The organism is Chitinophaga arvensicola (genome assembly GCF_900110835.1).
Classification (GTDB): Bacteria; Bacteroidota; Bacteroidia; order Chitinophagales; family Chitinophagaceae; genus Chitinophaga; species Chitinophaga arvensicola.
Map to the genome: position 1 here is coordinate 1244608 of NZ_FOJG01000001.1, position 18618 is coordinate 1263225.

General features: G+C 45.2%; 11 protein-coding genes. 3 read left to right on the forward strand and 8 right to left on the reverse strand.

The features are described from left to right. Window positions 1–152: 152 nt before the first annotated feature. Together BMW79_RS05345 and BMW79_RS05350 are read left to right on the forward strand one after the other, a co-directional pair. Entirely contained in the window at window positions 153–3182 is a 3030-nt protein-coding gene (locus tag BMW79_RS05345; protein WP_089891527.1) for a SusC/RagA family TonB-linked outer membrane protein, read from the forward strand. 11 nt (window positions 3183–3193) lie between these two features. Continuing rightward, window positions 3194–4609 carry a SusD/RagB family nutrient-binding outer membrane lipoprotein gene (locus BMW79_RS05350; RefSeq protein WP_089891530.1) on the forward strand — a complete coding sequence of 472 codons (1416 nt, stop codon included), beginning with the start codon at window positions 3194–3196 and terminating at the stop codon, window positions 4607–4609. A gap of 168 nt (window positions 4610–4777) precedes the next feature. Here BMW79_RS05350 and BMW79_RS05355 read toward each other — a convergent pair whose 3' ends face one another. Next, a complete protein-coding gene (locus BMW79_RS05355) occupies window positions 4778–5938 on the reverse strand; it encodes a TlpA disulfide reductase family protein (RefSeq protein WP_218150281.1) in 1161 nt (386 codons plus the stop codon). Between the two features lie 53 nt (window positions 5939–5991). Then, a complete protein-coding gene (gene gatB, locus BMW79_RS05360; protein WP_089891533.1) occupies window positions 5992–7440 on the reverse strand; it encodes an Asp-tRNA(Asn)/Glu-tRNA(Gln) amidotransferase subunit GatB in 1449 nt (482 codons plus the stop codon). Between the two features lie 109 nt (window positions 7441–7549). Here gatB and BMW79_RS05365 point away from each other — a divergent pair, with 109 nt between their 5' ends. After that, window positions 7550–8932 (forward strand): aldehyde dehydrogenase, encoded by a 1383-nt coding sequence (locus BMW79_RS05365; protein WP_089891536.1) that lies wholly within the window; start codon window positions 7550–7552, stop codon window positions 8930–8932. Between the two features lie 78 nt (window positions 8933–9010). On the opposite strand, the gene BMW79_RS05370 is transcribed toward BMW79_RS05365, so the two are convergent. The 6 genes from BMW79_RS05370 to BMW79_RS05395 all read right to left on the reverse strand — a co-directional run bounded on the left by BMW79_RS05370 (window position 9011) and on the right by BMW79_RS05395 (window position 18457). Further along, complete coding sequence (locus BMW79_RS05370) at window positions 9011–10030, reverse strand: PDZ domain-containing protein (RefSeq protein ID WP_089891539.1); 1020 nt, start codon at window positions 10028–10030, stop codon at window positions 9011–9013. Between the two features lie 262 nt (window positions 10031–10292). Further along, on the reverse strand, window positions 10293–11495 hold the full coding sequence (locus BMW79_RS05375; RefSeq protein ID WP_089891541.1) for a TlpA disulfide reductase family protein: 1203 nt from the start codon (window positions 11493–11495) through the stop codon (window positions 10293–10295). A 17-nt stretch (window positions 11496–11512) separates the two neighbouring features. Then, window positions 11513–12967, reverse strand: a complete 1455-nt coding sequence (locus tag BMW79_RS05380) for a RagB/SusD family nutrient uptake outer membrane protein (protein WP_089891544.1) — start codon at window positions 12965–12967, stop codon at window positions 11513–11515. Between the two features lie 18 nt (window positions 12968–12985). Further along, window positions 12986–16546, reverse strand: coding sequence for a SusC/RagA family TonB-linked outer membrane protein (locus BMW79_RS05385; protein WP_089891546.1), 3561 nt, complete (start codon window positions 16544–16546; stop codon window positions 12986–12988). A 175-nt stretch (window positions 16547–16721) separates the two neighbouring features. Beyond that, entirely contained in the window at window positions 16722–17849 is a 1128-nt protein-coding gene (locus tag BMW79_RS05390) for a FecR family protein (protein ID WP_089891549.1), read from the reverse strand. A gap of 32 nt (window positions 17850–17881) precedes the next feature. After that, window positions 17882–18457 (reverse strand): RNA polymerase sigma factor, encoded by a 576-nt coding sequence (locus BMW79_RS05395; RefSeq protein WP_089891552.1) that lies wholly within the window; start codon window positions 18455–18457, stop codon window positions 17882–17884. Window positions 18458–18618: the final 161 nt, after the last annotated feature.

Below are 18618 nucleotides of genomic sequence, written 5' to 3' on the forward strand. Positions count from 1 at the left end.
AAGTACTAAGACGGAGAATGACGACCATGAAGATGAGAGAAAATAACCTGAAGACAAATAAGTCTGGTACTCCTTGTTTATTATTAGTTAACTGACAATATCTTTCAAATCTAAATTGCTTATGAAAAGAGGACTACTCTTTATGGTTGCTTATGGCCATCAGTGTCGTGCATGCCTATGCACAAACTAAGTTAATCAGCGGCAAGGTTACGGATGCCAAGGACGGCGCCGGACTCCCTGGTGTTTCAGTAGGAATTAAAGGCACCGGTAAAGGTGCGTTAACTTCAAACGATGGCTCTTACAAACTCGAAGTTCCCAATGGCTCCGTGCTTGTTTTTTCTTTTATTGGATATTCTTCCAAGGAAGTGCCGGTTGGATCCGAGAGCACCATTAATGTTTCACTTGGCACCGATAATAAAGATCTCAGTGAGGTAGTAGTAACCGCACTGGGTATCAAGCGTGAAAAACGCACATTGGGTTATGCTACCCAGGAAGTAAAAGGTGATGATATCGTACAAACGAAGGAAGTAAACTTCCTGAACGGTTTGCAGGGTAAAGTTGCCGGTGTACAAATCAACAACACTTCTGGTATGCCAGGTGGTGGTACCCGTATCCTGATCCGTGGTTCCTCTTCCCTGACTGGTAATAACCAGCCACTGTTCGTTGTGGATGGTAACCCTATCAGCAATGATCAGATTGGTGCAGGTGATGATGATCCGGTGCGTGCTGGTGGTACTACTGCCAACAGAGGTATCGATATTGACCCGAACATCATTGAATCTGTAAACATTCTCCGTGGTGCATCTGCTACCGCATTGTATGGTTCCAGAGCAGCAGGTGGTGCGGTAATCATTACTACCAAGAAAGGCTCCAAAAAAGGTAGCTTCAACCTGGTAGTAGGTTCCAGCACAACTATTGATAAAGTAATCCTGCCTGAATTCCAGGATCAGTGGGGACAAGGTACCAATGGGGTATTTAACAGCACTACTTCCCAGTCATGGGGGGGTCCCAGAATGGATACTTTCAAGATCAATGGTCAGCTGGCTCCCAAGTATGATCCACGTAAAATGTTCTTCAAAACAGGAACTACCCTGGATAACAGCCTTAGCCTGAACGGTACTACCGATAAATCAAGCTATCTGTTTTCTTATTCCTCTTTAAGACAAGAAGGTGTGGCACCTACTACAGATTACTACAGGAATGCTTTCTATGGTAATTTCGCTACTAACCTTACAGAGAAATTGAAAATGACGATCGGCGTCAATTATATTGATTCCCGTAACCATCGTTTAACAGAAGGTAACTACTTCTCCGGATATTTGTCCAGTCTTTACTTTGAACCAATCAGCTTCAATCCATACCCGATCAAGAAGCCGGATAATACGCAGAATCTTTATGCGCCAACCACTGCCAACAACCCATTCTGGGCTTCGCAGAACATTGGTCTGGACCTGAATGTTCGTCGTGTTATTCCGAATGTTTTGTTGGAATATTCTCCGTTGAACTGGTTAACATTCACAGAAAGACTGGGTGCTGACGTATATACAGAAAGACGTACATTCCAGGAAGGTATCGGTTCTGTAGGTAGCTTCCCTAATGGTCGTATGTACAATGAAACTGTAAACAGCCAGCAGGTGAACCACGATTTTTATGTTACAGGACGTAAGAATTTTGATAAACTTGACTTAACTGTGATGGTAGGTAATAATATCATCTCCGAATATTATACCGACGAGTTTACAAAAGGTATTGGTTTATCAGTAGAAGATTTTTATGATATCTCCAATGCTGAATCAGTAAGTTCTAAATTAACTTATTATAACAGAAGAAGAGTAAGCTTATATGCACAGGCTATCCTGGAGTATAACAGAATGCTGTCATTAACCTTAACGGGAAGAAATGACTGGTCATCTTCCCTGCCAGCTGGTGGAAACTCTTATTTCTATCCATCTGCCACTGCCGCCTTTATCTTCTCTGAACTGGGTGGATTGAAAGACAGTAAAGCATTGTCATTTGGTAAGTTGAGAGTGGGTTACACTGGTATCGGTAACGATGCACCTCCTTACAAAGTGAGCAACCGCTACTTTAAAACCTCCGTTACAGATGCGCTTGACGGTACTATCACTATTCCATTCAATGGTGCAAACGCCTTCTCTCTGAACAATATCCTTGGCAATCCAAATCTGAAACCAGAAAGGATCCGTGAATTTGAGGTTGGTCTGGAAACCAAATGGTTGAATAACCGTATTGGTTTGGACGTGAGCTACTACAATAAAGTGAGTAAAGATCTGATCTACGAAACAGATATATCTGCCGCAGCAGGTTTCCAGAGCGCTGTTATCAATGCCGGTAAAATCACCAACAAAGGTATTGAGGTTACTTTAACAGCTACTCCGGTACAAACCAAGAATTTCAACTGGAACATCGCTGTTAACTACTCTAAAAACAAGAGTATGATTAATGAACTGTCTGAAGCAGTTAGCCAGATCCAGATCGGTGGTTTCACTTCTCCTGGTATTTACCTGATTGCCGGTCAGCCTTATGGTACCATTATGGGAACCCGTCAGGCAAGAGATGCAAGCGGAAAAAAACTGATTGATGATGATGGTTATCCTATTCAGGATCCTAATGGTGATGGTATGATTGGTAATATCCAGCCAAGATGGATTGGCGGCGTAACCAATACCGTTTCTTACAAAGGCTTTGATCTGTCATTTACATTTGATGGCCGTTTTGGTGGAGACATCCTGAACCTGGATGAATACTACCTGACTGGTGGTGGTCAAAGTATCCGCTCTGCTAACAGAGAAGGAACTACTATCCTCGATGGAGTTCGTGAAAGTGATGGTAAACCTAACACCACTGTTATTAAAACCGATCAGACTTACTACAGAAGCTACTGGCGTAATATGTTTGAGAACGTAGTACAGGATGGTACATTTGTGAAACTGAGAAACGTAACATTAGCGTACAACTTCTCGTCTAAATTATTAGAAAAAACCTTTATTAAGGGAGCAACTATTTCCGTTGCAGGACGTAACCTCTGGTTATACAAACCTAATTATACCGGTTCCGATCCTGAGTTGAGCTTGTATGGTTCCGGCAGTAACTCCGGTGGTTTTGTGAACTTTGTTTCACCTTCAACCAGATCCTATAATGCAACTGTGAAATTAACTTTCTAAACTGTGTAAAGATGACAAAAAAGATAATTATATCCATAATAGCAGGGAGTCTCTTATTTGCGGGTGCGGGATGTAAAAAGTTCCTCAACGTAAACGATGATCCTTCAGGAGCGGAAAAAGTGAATGATGGTCTGTTACTGACCGGCGTTGAAATGACTACCGCATTTTCCATTTCCGGTGGTTACCCCGCCAGAACCAGTACTTTCTGGACACAACAGCTGGCTTATAACCAACCGGCTCCGGATTGGGATACCTATTCATCCACCTCTTCGGATGTAAATAACACCTGGGCATTTGATATGTACCCAGCTATTCTGAAAAATCTGAAAGTGCTGGAAGCCCAAGCCAACGAGGCTGGTCACAAGCATTTTGAAGGTGTTGCTAAAATTATGATTGCCTATAACCTGGCAGTTACCACAGACGTATGGAATGACGTTCCATATTCTGAAGGATTTCAGGGTTTTGGTAAACTGACACCTAAATATGATAGCCAGAAAGATATTTATGCTTCTATAAATACGCTGCTGGATGATGCTATAACCTTGCTGTCTGCGGCCGATAATACCGTGGTGCCAGATGCAAAAGATCTCATTTATGGCGGAAAAGCCAGCAAATGGGTATCATTTGCTTACTTCCTGAAAGCACGTTATGCACTTCGCTTATGTTATGCTCCTGGTAATGTAACCACAACACAAGCTCAGGCTGCACTGACTGCCATTGATAAAGCATTCCCGGATGAAAGTGGTAATGCCTTTGTTCAATTCGCTACTGGTGCTGGTGCTGAATCACCCTGGTACCAGTTTATTCAAAACTGGGGTAGCGTGGTAACTTCTAAGACCTTTATCGATTTTCTGCAGGGCAAAAATGATCCGCGTTTACCTTTAGTGGCTGAACCGCTGGATGATGGCTCTTTTGTTGGTCGTAAAATAGGTATTACTGCTACCAGTCCTAGTGGAACCGTTTCAGAAGTAGGAGCTGCGTTTTCTGCCGCTGATATGAAAATTAACCTGGGTACTTATGATGAGCAATTGTTCATCAAAGCCGAAGCTACTTTCTTGACAGCTGGTGCTGCTGCTGCCCAACCAATCTTAAAGCAGGCAGTGGAAGCTACTATGAAAAGATTTGGATTAGATGCGGCCAGTGCAGAAGTGCAGGCGTATATCACTGCGAATTGCACCATCACGCCGGCAAATGCTTACGCTACTATCATGTATGAAAAATACATAGCGAACTTCCAGACACTGGAGGCATTCAACGACTGGAGAAGAACCAATCTGCCGGCTCTGACTCCAGTAGCCAATGCTTATCTGAATCTGACAACAATTCCACGCAGATGGGTATATCCTGCTTCTGAGAATGCTACCAACAAACAGCCTCAGCAACCAGGTTTACTCACCGGCCGTGTATGGTGGGATACCAAACAATAAGCTATATTGTATTAACTAATAATTGCAACGGCTGCTTCTTATGAAGCAGCCGTTTTTTATTGTTGGATTGCCATATTGCAGAGGATTAAACCATGTATGCTTTATGCATCGAGCATAAAAAAACTCACCGGTATACTGCCAGTGAGTTTTCTTTATGGAGATAAAATCTTACTTTAATACTTCCTGTAACTTCGCTTCCAGCGCAGGTCCTCTCAGATTGGAGGCAATTACTTTACCCTGTGGATCCAGTAAGAAGTTAGTAGGAATCGCGTTGAGACCATATAACGGTACTACTTTGGAATCCCAGAATTTCAGATCGCTTACATGACTCCAGGCAAGACCATCCTGCTTAATAGCTTCCTGCCATTTGTCTTTGGTTTTATCCAGCGATACACCCAGGATCGTGAAGTTCTTTCCTTTATACTGCTGATAAGCTTTCACCACGTTTGGATTTTCCTGGCGGCAAGGTCCGCACCAGCTGGCCCAGAAATCTACCAGTACATATTTACCACGGAATGAATTCAGGCTGATCATTTTGCCGGAAGGATCCGGTAAGGTGAAGTCAGGTGCTACCTGACCTACTTTGATAGCAGATGGTTCTTCGCCGCCTGCAGCATCGCCCTGGTTAGCCGCCTGCTGGTTGCCTTTTTCCAGTTCTGCTATTTTATCTGTCATGCTTTTTACCAGGGTATTTTTTGGAAAACGTTTGGTGAGGTTAGTGATCACTTGTTTGTGTGCCACTATCTCTTCTCCGTTTCTTACCTGGCTGATGGCAAATACTGCTGTAGCAGGATTTTTTGTTTTATCGGCCATCAGGAAAAAGCCGTTTTCAAATTCTTTCTCTTTTTTCTGGAATGATTCTACCTGTGGTTTGAATACGCTGTCTGGTACTACCGCATGCAGGCTATCCAATTTGCGCATTTCTTCCGTTAAAGCGATAGATTGCTTGCTGATATCGCTCATAAACTGCTGCAGTTCGGCAGTAGGCTCAGAACCACTGATCTTTACATCTTCCAGTTTATCAACATCGCCATCTATTTTCATATCACCGGCATCGAGTGCCAGCAATATAAATTTGCCATTTTCAAAGCGCACCCGGTACAGCCCCTGTTCAGGAACCATTCCTTTCAGCGTGAATTTTCCGCTGGCATCTTTTACGTTGGTAGAATCCACCACTTTCACATTGTCCAGTGTTAATTCTTCCAGCAATACCGGACCCAATGGTAAATTACTCAGGTGTCCTTCTATTTTAAATTCTCCCTTTTCCGTTTGTCCGGCGCATCCTGCAAGGAAAGCGGCAGCGGAAATCCATAATAAGTATTTTTTCATGCTACTATTTTTTGAACATTCATCTGACGTATGCCACTCAATATAGGCTAAATTTAACCTTTCAGCTTTTCCGCCAGCAATTCGTTGGTAAGCCGGGGATCTGCCTTGCCTTTGGATAACTTCATTACTTCCCCTACAAACAGTGACATCAGTCCTTTTTTGCCTCCTTTAAATGCGGCCACTTTATCCGGATATTTCGCCAGCACTTCATCAATGATCGGAGAAATATTATCAGCGTTGTTATCCTGTAATAAGTTCAGGCGGATGGCTATTTCCAGCGGATCGGCCGGCGCCTCGATCATTTCCGGTAAAATACGGGAAGAGGCGATGGAGAAGCTCACTTTGCCGGCATCTGTGAGTGCAATCAGCGCTGCCAATGCCTGTGGTGTTACCGGGAACTGGCTGATTTCTGCTGAATGCTCATTCAGCCAGGATTTCACAGGTCCAAGCATCCAGTTGGCGGCAGCTTTATATTGGGAAGTAACGGCGATCAGGCTTTCGTAATAATCTGCGGTGGATTTATCATCACAGATCACCCTCGCATCATATTCAGGTAAGCCAAAATCGGCGGTATATTTACGGATCAGTTCTTCCGGCAGGGCAGGAAGAGTAGCCCGGATGCTATCTATAAATTCGTCGGTGAGCTTAAATGGCGCCAGGTCTGGTTCCGGGAAGTAGCGGTAATCATTGGCTTCTTCCTTGGAACGGAGGGAAAAGGAACTCCCGTTGGATGCGTCAAAACTGCGGGTTTCCTGCACCAGGGTACCACCGGCTTCAATTAGATCGATCTGTCGTTTTACCTCGTTATCGATGGCCCGCTTTACATTGCGGATAGAGTTCATATTTTTTACTTCCACCTTGGTGCCCAGAGTGGTAGCGCCTTTCAGCCGAACGGAGATATTGGCGTCGCAGCGCATACTGCCTTCTTCCATATTACCATCACAAACGCCCAGGTAGCGCACCAGCCGCCGCATTTCAGTCAGATAGGCATAAGCCTCATCACTGGTATGCATATCCGGCTCGGTAACTATTTCCACCAGGGGAACGCCGGCCCGGTTTAAATCTACATAGCTGTTGTCAGGATCCTGGTCGTGCAGCAGTTTGCCGGCATCTTCTTCCAGGTGAATACGGTTTAACTGTACATTTCGGGTACCTGCATCGGTAACGATGGTAATATAGCCACCTTTACAGATCGGCGCCGTATGCTGCGATACCTGGTAGCCTTTCGGCAAATCAGGGTAGAAGTAGTTCTTACGGGCAAAATAGTTGTCCTTTTCTATTTCACAATGACAAGCCAGTCCCAGTTTGATGGCATATTCAGCCGCTTTACGGTTCATACGGGGTAAAGTACCCGGATGCGCCATCGTAATAGGACTGATATGCGTATTAGGAGCGCCGCCAAAGGCTGCGCTGTCGCTGCAGAATAATTTACTTTCGGTAAGCAGTTGGGCGTGCACTTCCAGCCCGATCACTGTTTCATATTTGCTATATATATCGCTCATATTCCGTACTGATTCCCACAAATATATTCAAATAATACCGTGATTTCAGGCTATTTGGTGCCAATAAATCCCTAAATTGAGATACTCATCATCTAAAAATTTCTTCCCTATGATCAGCAAGGCCCAGGCAAGTCAACTTTATCAGGCGCAACAGGTTTACTTCGACTCCGGCGCCACGCTCTCCTATGCTTTCCGGAAAACGCAGTTAAAACGACTGAAAAACGGGATCAAAAAATTTGAAGATAAGATCACCGCCGCTTTACATGCCGATCTGCATAAACACCCGCTGGAGGCCTATGGCAGCGAAATAGGCTTTTTATATGAAGAAATAAGCTATATACTCGATGGCCTGAAACAATGGATGGAACCCGAGCTGGTTACCTCTCCCTTTGTGACCTATCCCAGCAGCAGCCGGATCTATAAACAACCCCTTGGACTAACCCTGATCATTGGTCCCTGGAATTACCCGTTTATGTTGCTGCTCAGCCCTTTACTGGGAGCCATTGCGGGAGGCAACTGTGCTATTATCAAACCTTCGGAACTGGCGCCGCATACCGCAGCCGTTACCGCCGCCCTTATAAAAGATACTTTTGACCCCGCTTATATCACCGTGGTGGAAGGCGATGGCATGGAAGTAATTCCTACCCTGATGAGTTTCCGTTTCGACCATGTTTTCTTTACCGGCAGTATTCCCGTGGGTAAAAAAATCATGGAAATGGCCGTGCCGCATCTTACGCCGGTAACGCTGGAACTGGGTGGTAAATCCCCCTGTGTGGTTGATGAAAAAGTAAATGTAACAGTGGCGGCTAAACGAATTGTGTGGGGTAAATTCTGGAATGCCGGTCAAACCTGTGTGGCGCCCGACTACCTGCTGGTACATCGTAACGTGAAGGAAGAACTGGTGGCTGCATTGAAAGCAGCTATCACGGAATTCTTTGGAGAAGATCCTTCGCAGAGCGACGATTACGCCCGTATCATTAACGATAAACGCTTTGATACGGTGGCCGCATATTTAAATGAAGGAGAGGTACTACACGGCGGACAAACCAACCGGGAACAACGTTACATCGCTCCTACCCTGCTGGGAGAAGTGGAATGGACAGACCCGGTGATGCAGGACGAAATATTCGGGCCGGTGCTACCGATACTAACATATACTGATTTGCCACAGGCCATCCAGGCGATCAAACAATTGCCTTATCCACTGGCATTGTACGTGTTTACAAAAAATAAGAAAACGGAAAAAGCGCTGATAGAACAGGTGCGCTTTGGAGGAGGCTGTGTAAACAATTCGCTGGTGCATCTTACCAACCCTGAATTGCCCTTTGGCGGTGCGGGTTACAGCGGTATGGGCCGGTATCATGGCAAATACAGCTTTGATACATTTACCCATCAGAAAGGCATGCTGAAAACCGCTACCTGGCTGGATGTTCCGATGAAATACCCACCATTTAAAAATAAACTGAAGATGATGAAAATGGTGATGAAGTAAGTAGCCAACAGATACCGGTATTTTTTCGGGAGATGTATAACGCATCATTGTGTCTGATACCGGTATCTGTTAACGGCTTTATATATTTGCTTTATTCAGTTTTTTAGGCAGTTTGATATTTACGGTTTGGGTGTTACCATTTCTGCTCACTTTCGCCTGTACATCGCCTTTGTCGCGGTTTTCGCGGAATGCCTTAGACAGGTCTGCCACATTTTTTACGGGTGTACCGGCAAATTCCAGCACAATATCATCTTTCTGAATGCCCGCTCCTGCTGCAGGAGACGAAGGATCCACCTCTATTACCTGTGCGCCGTTTTCTTTCTCCGTATCCTGTACCTGTAAACCAAGTTTTACGCCGTTATCCATGCGGTTATACCAGCTGTCGCCAAATCCCTGGCCGCCGCGTGGCATGGGGAAAGAGAAGGATCTCGGTCCGTTTTTAGGCGGCGCAGATAAAGGTGGAAAACTGTTCCAGCTATTATCTATCTCTTTTCGCTCATCGAGTGTAATGGCTACTTTGTTTGTTTTTGAATTACGTATATAGGTAACCGTTACCTTATCAGCAGGTTGGTATTTGCCGATGACTTCAAATAATTCAGCGGGTTCATTGATCTTTTTATCATCAACAGAGGTGATGATGTCACCGGTTTTAATGCCTGCTTTTTCTGCCGGCGTACCTTTGGCTACTGATTTTACTGTAACGCCCGTTGCTGCTGCTTTTTCGGTAATGACACCCAATACCGCCCTGTTTTTTAAAGCAGGTATATCTATATCGTCTTCGTCACCATCCTCTTCATTAAAAAGATCGATACTACCTCCGGGGAAGCGATTATCAAAGCTGAGTGCATTACCATCGCGCGGGGTGATTTTTCTGCGGAAAACGGAGAGGTCAGGATCGTTGTAATCGTCCATTTTTTTTCCGTTGATCAGGATGTCACCGTTTTTGATTTCCACTGTCACTTTACCATCTTTGTTGCTTTTGTGTTTGATCACAATTTCATCGAACTCACCGAGTTGATTTTTGGTTTGCGCAGATACCGCGCTCATGGTGAAGCAGGAGAATCCTGCTATGGTGAGGATTTGCAGTAACCTGGTCATAATTGCTATATTTTGTTGATTAAATTTAAACTAATGCAGCAAAATTAAAGGCTGTGCCAGGAAAGAAAAAGTTAAAATGAAGGAATGGTGCAGGATGTGTTTTTACAGGAAGGCTACTTTTGTTTTGGTAATCAGTTGTTTATATTTTTTTCGGGAGATACCGGCTTTTGGGGTCATCTTCATAAAAGCGTATAGAGTATCGTCTATCCACAAAAAAAAGGGGCCTTTATGTAAGGCCCCCGGGTTTTATAGTATTATGGCGTTAGTAGAAATTACCATACATCTGAATGAGTCGGTCGTCCATCCAGGAACCACGCATATTTTCGGTTACCAGTTTACCTTGCGGATCAAATAACAGGCAATGCGGTATACCGTTGATATGATACAACTTTGCCAATGGGCTTTCAAAACCCTGCAGATCCGAAAGCTGCATCCACGGCATTTTTTCCTGTGACAGCGCGCCCAGCCATTTCTCGCGGATATTATCAAGTGATACGCTGATGATTTCGAAACCATGTGGATGATATAACTCATAGGATGCTTTCAGATGCGGGATATCTGCACGGCAGGGGCCACACCAGGAAGCCCAGAATTCCAGCAACACATATTTGCCTTTCCCGATATAATCTTTTAACGGATGAGTAACGCCAGCGCTATCTTTCAATGACATATCTACCACTGCCGATCCTATGGCCGTGTTCCGGTAAGATGGTGCTACCGTTAGAAACTGGCTGACCGATGCGGATGATTTGTCTTTCGATGTTTCAAAATATTGAATCAGGGAATCGATCTGTGCAGCGTTAATATGTGAGCCTCGTATAACCTGCAAAGCAATTAACGCATTTACTGCATCAGGCTCACGGTGACGAATAAACGCTATATCTTCTGCCAGCGATTTCTCTGCTATTTGATCCATTTTTCTGGTAATAGGAATAGCTTTCAGGTAACGTTCCTCCATACTGTCTTTCGCATTAATAGCATGAATGTAATCCATGAACGTATCGGAAAATTGTTCCTTCAGCGCACGTGATTTATTTTGATATTGCAGGAACGCATCGTTGCTGCGGCTGCCCTTAACGGTTACTGCACCTGGTTTTGTACTGCCCCATCCATCCAGTATGATAGACAAACTATCGTATTCTGCTTTCAGTGAAATCGCTGCATTTTCTACAAAAAGATAAACGGCTTTATCTTCATAGAAATAACCTGCTTTTGCTTCTTTCTCATGAAAACTGATTTCATAGAACCTTGGTGATAGCTGCTGTCCGGCAAAGCGGAAGCGGTTGTTGTGTAATACCGTACTATCTATTGCTTTTCTTTGGCCGAGCGCAACATCACCATATCTCAGGTATATCTTTGTGCCTTCTTTGCCTCCTTTTACGGTGGCGTCGATAGTATAACCCGGTCCTGCTTTCAGGAAAAAAGGAGTGGCAATCAGTAGCGCCAGTAATTTCAGATATTTCATACAAGTTGGTCTTTTGATTAGTTATTGGGAATAGTGAAAACCACTCTAGGATCGTCCGGCTGAATAGTAAGAGGACTGCCATTATTATCGGCGGCAATACGGATCAGGGGCAAACCATTGCGGAAATAGTCGAAGCTGTTATGTGCTTCAAATGCCAGTTCCAGTCTGCGTTCCTGCAGGATGGCAGGTAGCAGCTGGTCGTTACGCAAATTGCTGACATCACTGGCTGGCAGCCCTGCACGTGTATGAATAGCCAGCAGGTCGTTCCTCGCGGCATCATTATTCGCCAGTTTGGCATTGGCTTCAGCGCGATTGAGATATACTTCGGCTAACCGAAGTAGCAACGAAGGTGCGCGAGTAGCGGTGTAATAGTTAAGCGTGAGCCATTTGGTTGTTTCCATGGAACCGGTGGAGGTGTTCAACTGGAAAAAGCCGCCACGGATATCTGCTGCCGCGAATTGTGCCTTTAAATCTGCAGAAGGTACGAATACACCGCCAGTGCCGTAGGTAGCATCGAAATGATACATTTGTCCAATGGAGGAGCCGTATAGCTGGCTGCTGTTGTCGATGGCAAAGATCACTTCCTTGTTCCCCGATGGATCTACGCGGCCAAGGCTTCCTGACAGATCATTTGCGAACATTTTCTTATAGTCATTCCCTTGTAACAGATTGTATTTGCCATTGGTAAAATTCAGTACGCTATCTGCATAAGTAACGGCCAGTTGGTTGAAATCCTTATCAGGACTGGCTACCGAGCCCCCCATATAAAGGTATACGCGCGATAACAGCGCCCACGCAGCCGCAGTGGAGACATATGTATTTTTCTTACTTACGGGCGCTTTCATCAGCTGGGCGGCTGTTTGCAGGTCGGCTATAATAAAGGCGTAGATGTCTTTTGCGGCTACCGGTGCAGGATTTTCATTCACATTTCCTGTTTTTTTCAGCGGCAAGCCAATAGTCGCTCCTTTATCCTGGTAGTACGGCTTTGCATACACTCTCACCAGGCTGAAATAAGCGAGCGCTCTCAAAAATAGGTTCTCCCCTTTTGCATAGAAGAAGCGGTTTTTCTGGTCGTCAGTCAGTGATAAAGTATCGAAAGTGGAAGTGTAGTCCAGCAGCATGTTTACATTCGTTATCTGCTGGTAACAACTCTGATAAAATCCATAACTGTTGCCCAATACGTTGCTGGTGCTGTTCTGGAAAAAGAAGGCATCTGTTCCTTTTGAAGGTGGCCCCCAATTCCGGAGTGTGATATTATTGCCCCTGCTTTCTCCCATATCCTGCTGATAAGTTTCAAAACTGCTGCTCATAGTGGCATACGTGCCTACTGTTACAGCTTCTATTCCCTCGACGGTGGATAACTCTCCTGCGGCTGTTATCTTTGTCAGTGGCTTGATTTCATCAATCTGTTTATTACATGCCACTACGGATGTCAGCGCGAAGGCAAAAAGTAATTGATAACCTCTTTTCATTTGCTGCTTTTCAAAAGTTTAAAAATTAACCTGTACACCAAATACATACCGGCGGGGAACGCCGATAGAAGAACCTATGGAATTACCAAAGTCCTGCGAATTACCTACAGAAGGCCCTTCGGGATCTGAGGTCACAATTTTCTTTGAATACCAGGTATACAGATTATCGCCGCTTACATACACGGTGCAGGAAGTCAGGTGTGCGCGTTTCATCAGGTCCTGGGCCAGTGTATAGCTCAGGCGCACAGAGCGCAGCCGCACATTGGAGGCATCATGGATATATTTATCCGAGCCATCGTAATTGGTTTTTACCTGGTAATAAAGCCATGGCTCCGTCGCATCCGTTTGACCGGGATGTGTCCACAAACGCTGGCCTTTCAGGAAGTTTACCTGGTTGAAGCTCGACATAAACGTACCTGCCTGCATCTGTTCTGCCAGTACATCTTTCATGACGAATTTGAGGGTGTAGGTAATCAGCACGTTCAACGAAAACTGCTTATAGGTGAAGGTGTTCGTAACACCACCATAATACTTCGGCTGGAAACTGCCAACAGTCTGCATCTGGCGGCTATCCACCGCCTGTCCTACTTCGTTCAGGGTATTGACCAGTTGCACACCTGTCTGGTGTCCATCGGCATCGAAAATCTTTTTCTCGAACTGTGGTTTTCCTGTTTCAGGATCTACCCCGGCATACTTCACTGCTTTCAGTGCATTGATATCATCTCCCGGCCGCAGGTAAAAACTTTCGCCCTGGTAGAAACCCTGTTTCAGGGAGTCGTTGGCAACGGAAATTATTTTATTCTGGTTATAACTAAAATTGACGGCTGCATTCCATGTGAAATTTTTACGCCTGATAATATCTGCGTTTACCAGTACTTCTACACCGGAATTGCGCACTACGCCTATGTTTTGCCATTGATTCGGGAAGCCGGCTACTGCTGGCAGGGCTACCTGTTGCAGCAGATTTTCCGAACGCCTGCTATAAGCATCAATAGTGGCGTTGATGCGTCCAAAGAGGCCGATATCAAGTCCTGTGCTCAGTGTTTTGGTTACTTCCCAGCGGAGATCCGGATTGGCTATATTGGATAATCCTACACCCGGGGTGCCACCGTAAATGAAGGCCGAACCGGGGCGGTATAAGGTGCTGGTAAGAAAGTTGTCGCCCAGCTGAGAGCCGCTGGTACCGTAGTTCCCACGCCATTTAAGATTGGTAACAGCTTTCACATTTTTCATAAAACTTTCATTGCTCAATATCCACGCAGCACCGGCAGAATAAAATGTACCATATCGTCTGTCTGCACCAAAAGCGCTGGAGGCATCGCGACGGATAGAGCCACTCACACTGTATCGGTTGCGGTAAGTATAATCGGCTTCTCCGAATAGAGAATAGATCGCCTGGTCTATTTGACCGCCTTCAATGTTACCGGTTTTGGAAGGAGGTACTCCATAAGCGCTGTAGTCGTAAGATCCGCCGATCTGTGTTCCCAGGGAGATCTGTGGAAATCCGGCCTGTACATGGTTTACATTTACCACCGTATTGTTGTTGGTAGTTTTTCCATATTCCATACCAACGAGTGCAGAAATGGAATGATCATCGAAATGTTTATGAAAGTTGAGCTGGTTGGAGGTCAGGTAAGATGTAAGATTATTGGTTTGCGTTCCCAGGAAACCCTGTGGCGCTACCACATCTGCACTGCCGGCGTAAGAACGCACATCTGCGTACAGTTCTTCTTTATAATAGTTGAGATTACCGGAGTTGGTGGATGTCAGATCCAGCCAGTCGGTGATTTTGTATGCCAGTCGTGCAGAGCCGAAAAGTAGTTGAGAAGTTGGCTTATCGTAGTTCCACTGGTTATCATAGAGTGGATTGGCGGCCGTTTGCTGGCTGCCAAACAATTTATAATTCAGTGCTGATTTGAGTGATCCGTTATCATTGTAAGGATTGGCCCAGGGAATCAGCTGGTAGAGGAAAGTACCGCTGTTCATGTATTCTCTGTGACCATTATTTAATACAGCATTGATACCGATGTTAGCGGTAAGGCGGGAGGAAAGTTTGCTCTGAAGATTTAAGCGTATCGATTTTCTTACGAGGCCATTGTCTACACCTGTCGATTGTTCATTGTAGTAGCCGGCTCCAATGAAGTAACGGGTGTTGTCGTTGCCACCGCTGGCGCTTACGTTTACTTCCTTGGTATTGGTATTGAGGAAGGCATATTTCTGCCAGTCGTAGGAATGCGCAACATCATTGGTGGATGGCAGTTGATAGTCGAGATAATTTTGCAGCGTAGGATAGCGTGCAGTAAGACTGGCTTTATTTACCTGGTAATCCTGCGTGAAATATTCCTTTTGCAGGTCGTACAACTGCTGGCCATTCATAAAGCTGACAGATCCCCTGTTGGGAGCGTTGATACCATACTTTACTTCCGCGCTTACTCTTGGCTGTCCTGGTTTGCCTTTTTTAGTGGTGATCACGATTACGCCGGCAGCGGCCCGGGAGCCATAGATGGCTGTGGCAGCCGCATCTTTGAGAATCGTTACCTCGTCTATTTCCTGTGGCGTTACTACTTCTTTGAGATTCTGGTTAGGCATGATCACGCCATCTACCACGAGTAGCGGGCCGTAGTTAAGATTGGGCATTACCGCCTGGTTGGCCTGGTCTACGCCTACGCCGGCAATACTGCTCTGGCCCCGCACAAATATCTGTCCGCCGCTGCTGGTAGGATCGCCTGCATTCTGTTCAGAAATATACAGACCGGTAACACGTCCTTTGAGCAGTGATGCGGGATCGGAGGTAGTAATACCGGTGCGGAGTTCATCGCCACTGATGCGTTGCATAGAACCGGTGATTTCCCCCGCTTTTTTGGTGCTGTATCCTGTAGAAACCAGTACTTCCTGGATGGCGTTGGCTGCCTTTTCCATTAAGGGATTCAGGAAAACAGGTTTATCAGAAACCGTGATGTCGGTGGCTACCGGTTTGAAACCTATGCAGGAAATAACAACAGTATATTTTCCGGGTGCTATATCTGAGAATTCAAATTGGCCATTGGCATCTGTCAGCGTGCCTTTATTTAGGGGTTTGAGCATAACCGTGCCACGCTCTACCGCTTTTCCTTCAGATAGTACAATGCCTCTCACTTTAACGCCTGCCGTCTGTGTTTCGGAGTAGTTGTTTAAAAGTAGATCGGATACCTGATCATCTGTTTTTTTAAACAGCATAATAGTTTTGTCAGTGATGCGGTAGCTGAGTCCCTGGCCTTTCACGACGTAGTCGAGGAAGGTAGTAAGACTTTGGTTGGTAGCTGTAATGGATACGGGTTTGCTATCTTTCAACAATTCGTTTTTATAAAACAGATAGTACCCGGTTTGTTTCCTGATGACAGAAATTACTTCTTTCATCGGTGCATTCTTCAACGACACGGTGATCGTCTGTGACATCGTTTTGGCTGATAGCTGCAGGAAGAAGGCAAGCAGCATAATGGTAGTCAATCTCATAATTTGCCATAATTTGTCTGGTAGCCGCACAGCATTCCGCACCCGGTGGGATGCGTTGGAAAGGCTGCCAAAAGCAGTTTTTTTCATAAATTTGACAGTGTTTGATTAATAAAAAGTTCTGGAGAGCTTTTGTCAATCAACCGAATAAATGCCCGCTCCGGCTCCTAACCCGGAGCGGTTTTTAATTCTGGCGATTTAGTTTTGGTCAGTTTTAGTTTTTAATCAGCTGTTGATCAGGCAGCAATAAATGGTTGGTTTTTAATTAAGGTGAAACAATTAATTTTCGGCCGGCTTCTATTCTGAAATGTATGCCCATATCCTTGAGTCCTGCAAGCAAATCCTGTAACGGAACGTGCCGGCTTATTTCGCCGCCGAATGCAATGTCCGGTACATTTTTCTCGTAAATAATTTCTAAATCGTACCATCTGGCCAGCTGCCGCATCACTTCGCGCAGACTCATATTTTCAAAATTGAATCCGCCGTTTACCCAGGCGGTCACCTGCTCAATATTTATGTCCCTGGCTATTTTCAACGGTGTGCCCGGTGCAAGTGAAACCTGTTCGCCTGGTGAAAGATGTATGGCCGGCTGTTGTTTCGTACCCGCTGTAATCCTGCCCGAAATAAGCGTGGCTTTAACGGCTGGTTCATCAGCATAAGCATTGATATTGAATTCCGTTCCCAGTACGGCGATGTCCATCTCTGTGGTGTTTACAAAGAATGGCTTTTCTGCGTCCGGGGTTATTTTAAAATAAGCCTCTCCGGTAACGGTAACGGTTCTGTTGTTTTCAGAAAAATGAGTAGGAAAACGGATAGAGGAAGCGGCATTTAACCACACCATTGAACCGTCGGGGAGTTGCAGTTGAAACTGGCGTCCTTTGGGCGTTGTAACGGTGTTATAGGCTGTTTTTGAAAGCGCATCGACATGGTCCGTGGTGTACTCCAGGCGTTGCTGATGTAACTGTGCTGTAACGCCTTTCTGTATAACTAATGTCCCGTTGGTACTGCTATCGATGGTAATATTGGAGCCATCATCGAGTGTGAGTATGGCGCCGTTGGTACCCGGTGTTATTATTTGCTGGGATAATAGCGGCTGTTTTACGGCGGGGTGATGCCAATAGCCGATGCCGGCATATATACCACCCGCCAATACAGCTGCAGCAGCCACTTTCCACATAGGATGTATTTTCCGCGGCCTGGTGGCGGCAGATATAACATTCCACATGCGATCTTTATTGGCTGCCGGGCCGCTCACCGGGCTGGTTTCCAAGGCTTGCTGCAGCAGCGGCGCATTATCCGGGTTGTCCCTGAGCCATTGCAGCAGCTCCTGTATTTCTTCAATACTGGCATTATCGGACAAATACTGTTGCAACAGGTAAGAAATACGCTCCATACAACAATAGACTTACGAAAAAGAAAAAAGGTCTAGTTGCTTAAAAAAATTTTTACAACCACCAATGCAAGTGACAATGAATAGTTTTTCAGATAGGTTCGTAACAATTTGGTGGCTTCCACCAGGTGGTTTTTAACAGTACTGGGAGATAATTGCAGCATCTGGGCTATTTCCTGGTAAGAGAAACCCTGTTCCCTGTTAAGTTGGTAAATCAGTTTCTTCTGTGGTGGTAGCTGATCTATAGCCGCTGCAAGGATGCGTTTTAATTCGTCATTCCGGATCTGCTGTTCTGCATCATAAGGATTTGATGTTTTATGATGTGCTACTGCCTCCAGGATGTTTTTTTCGTTAATGGTCTTTTTCAGCCAATCGTTGATCAGGTTGAAAGTCATGCGGTATAAGTATCCGCTGGTATCTTCCACTTTCTCCAGCTGTTGACGGTACTTCCAGAGGCGGATAAACATTTCCTGCACCAGTTCTTCTGCCACCCATTGGGATTTGGTATATCCGTAAACGGCTGCATGCATCTTCTCTGCATATTCTTCAAACAGCAATCTGAATGCATCATGATCACCCCTCGCCACACGTTGTAACAATTGATTGGACATACTTTTTTAATTATCTATCGGATTTCTTCAATAAACACAGCGGGTAATATCAAAAGACCCATTCAGTGAAATGTCTGTAAATAGCTAAACATTCCGGTCTTAGATTTGCTCCCCAAACATGCACATAAAAAAACGAAGATGACCGGTATACCGGCACTTTG

Bases quoted from the DNA above. Each gene is read 5' to 3' on its own strand.
- BMW79_RS05355 (WP_218150281.1), bottom strand. From the start codon at position 5,938: ATGAAAAAATACTTATTATGGATTTCCGCTGCCGCTTTCCTTGCAGGA.
- BMW79_RS05345 (WP_089891527.1), top strand. From the start codon at position 153: ATGGCCATCAGTGTCGTGCATGCCTATGCACAAACTAAGTTAATCAGC.
- BMW79_RS05375 (WP_089891541.1), bottom strand. From the start codon at position 11,495: ATGAAATATCTGAAATTACTGGCGCTACTGATTGCCACTCCTTTTTTC.
- gatB (WP_089891533.1), bottom strand. From the start codon at position 7,440: ATGAGCGATATATATAGCAAATATGAAACAGTGATCGGGCTGGAAGTG.
- BMW79_RS05365 (WP_089891536.1), top strand. From the start codon at position 7,550: ATGATCAGCAAGGCCCAGGCAAGTCAACTTTATCAGGCGCAACAGGTT.
- BMW79_RS05370 (WP_089891539.1), bottom strand. From the start codon at position 10,030: ATGACCAGGTTACTGCAAATCCTCACCATAGCAGGATTCTCCTGCTTC.
- BMW79_RS05380 (WP_089891544.1), bottom strand. From the start codon at position 12,967: ATGAAAAGAGGTTATCAATTACTTTTTGCCTTCGCGCTGACATCCGTA.
- BMW79_RS05385 (WP_089891546.1), bottom strand. From the start codon at position 16,546: ATGAAAAAAACTGCTTTTGGCAGCCTTTCCAACGCATCCCACCGGGTG.
- BMW79_RS05390 (WP_089891549.1), bottom strand. From the start codon at position 17,849: ATGGAGCGTATTTCTTACCTGTTGCAACAGTATTTGTCCGATAATGCC.
- BMW79_RS05395 (WP_089891552.1), bottom strand. From the start codon at position 18,457: ATGTCCAATCAATTGTTACAACGTGTGGCGAGGGGTGATCATGATGCA.
- BMW79_RS05350 (WP_089891530.1), top strand. From the start codon at position 3,194: ATGACAAAAAAGATAATTATATCCATAATAGCAGGGAGTCTCTTATTT.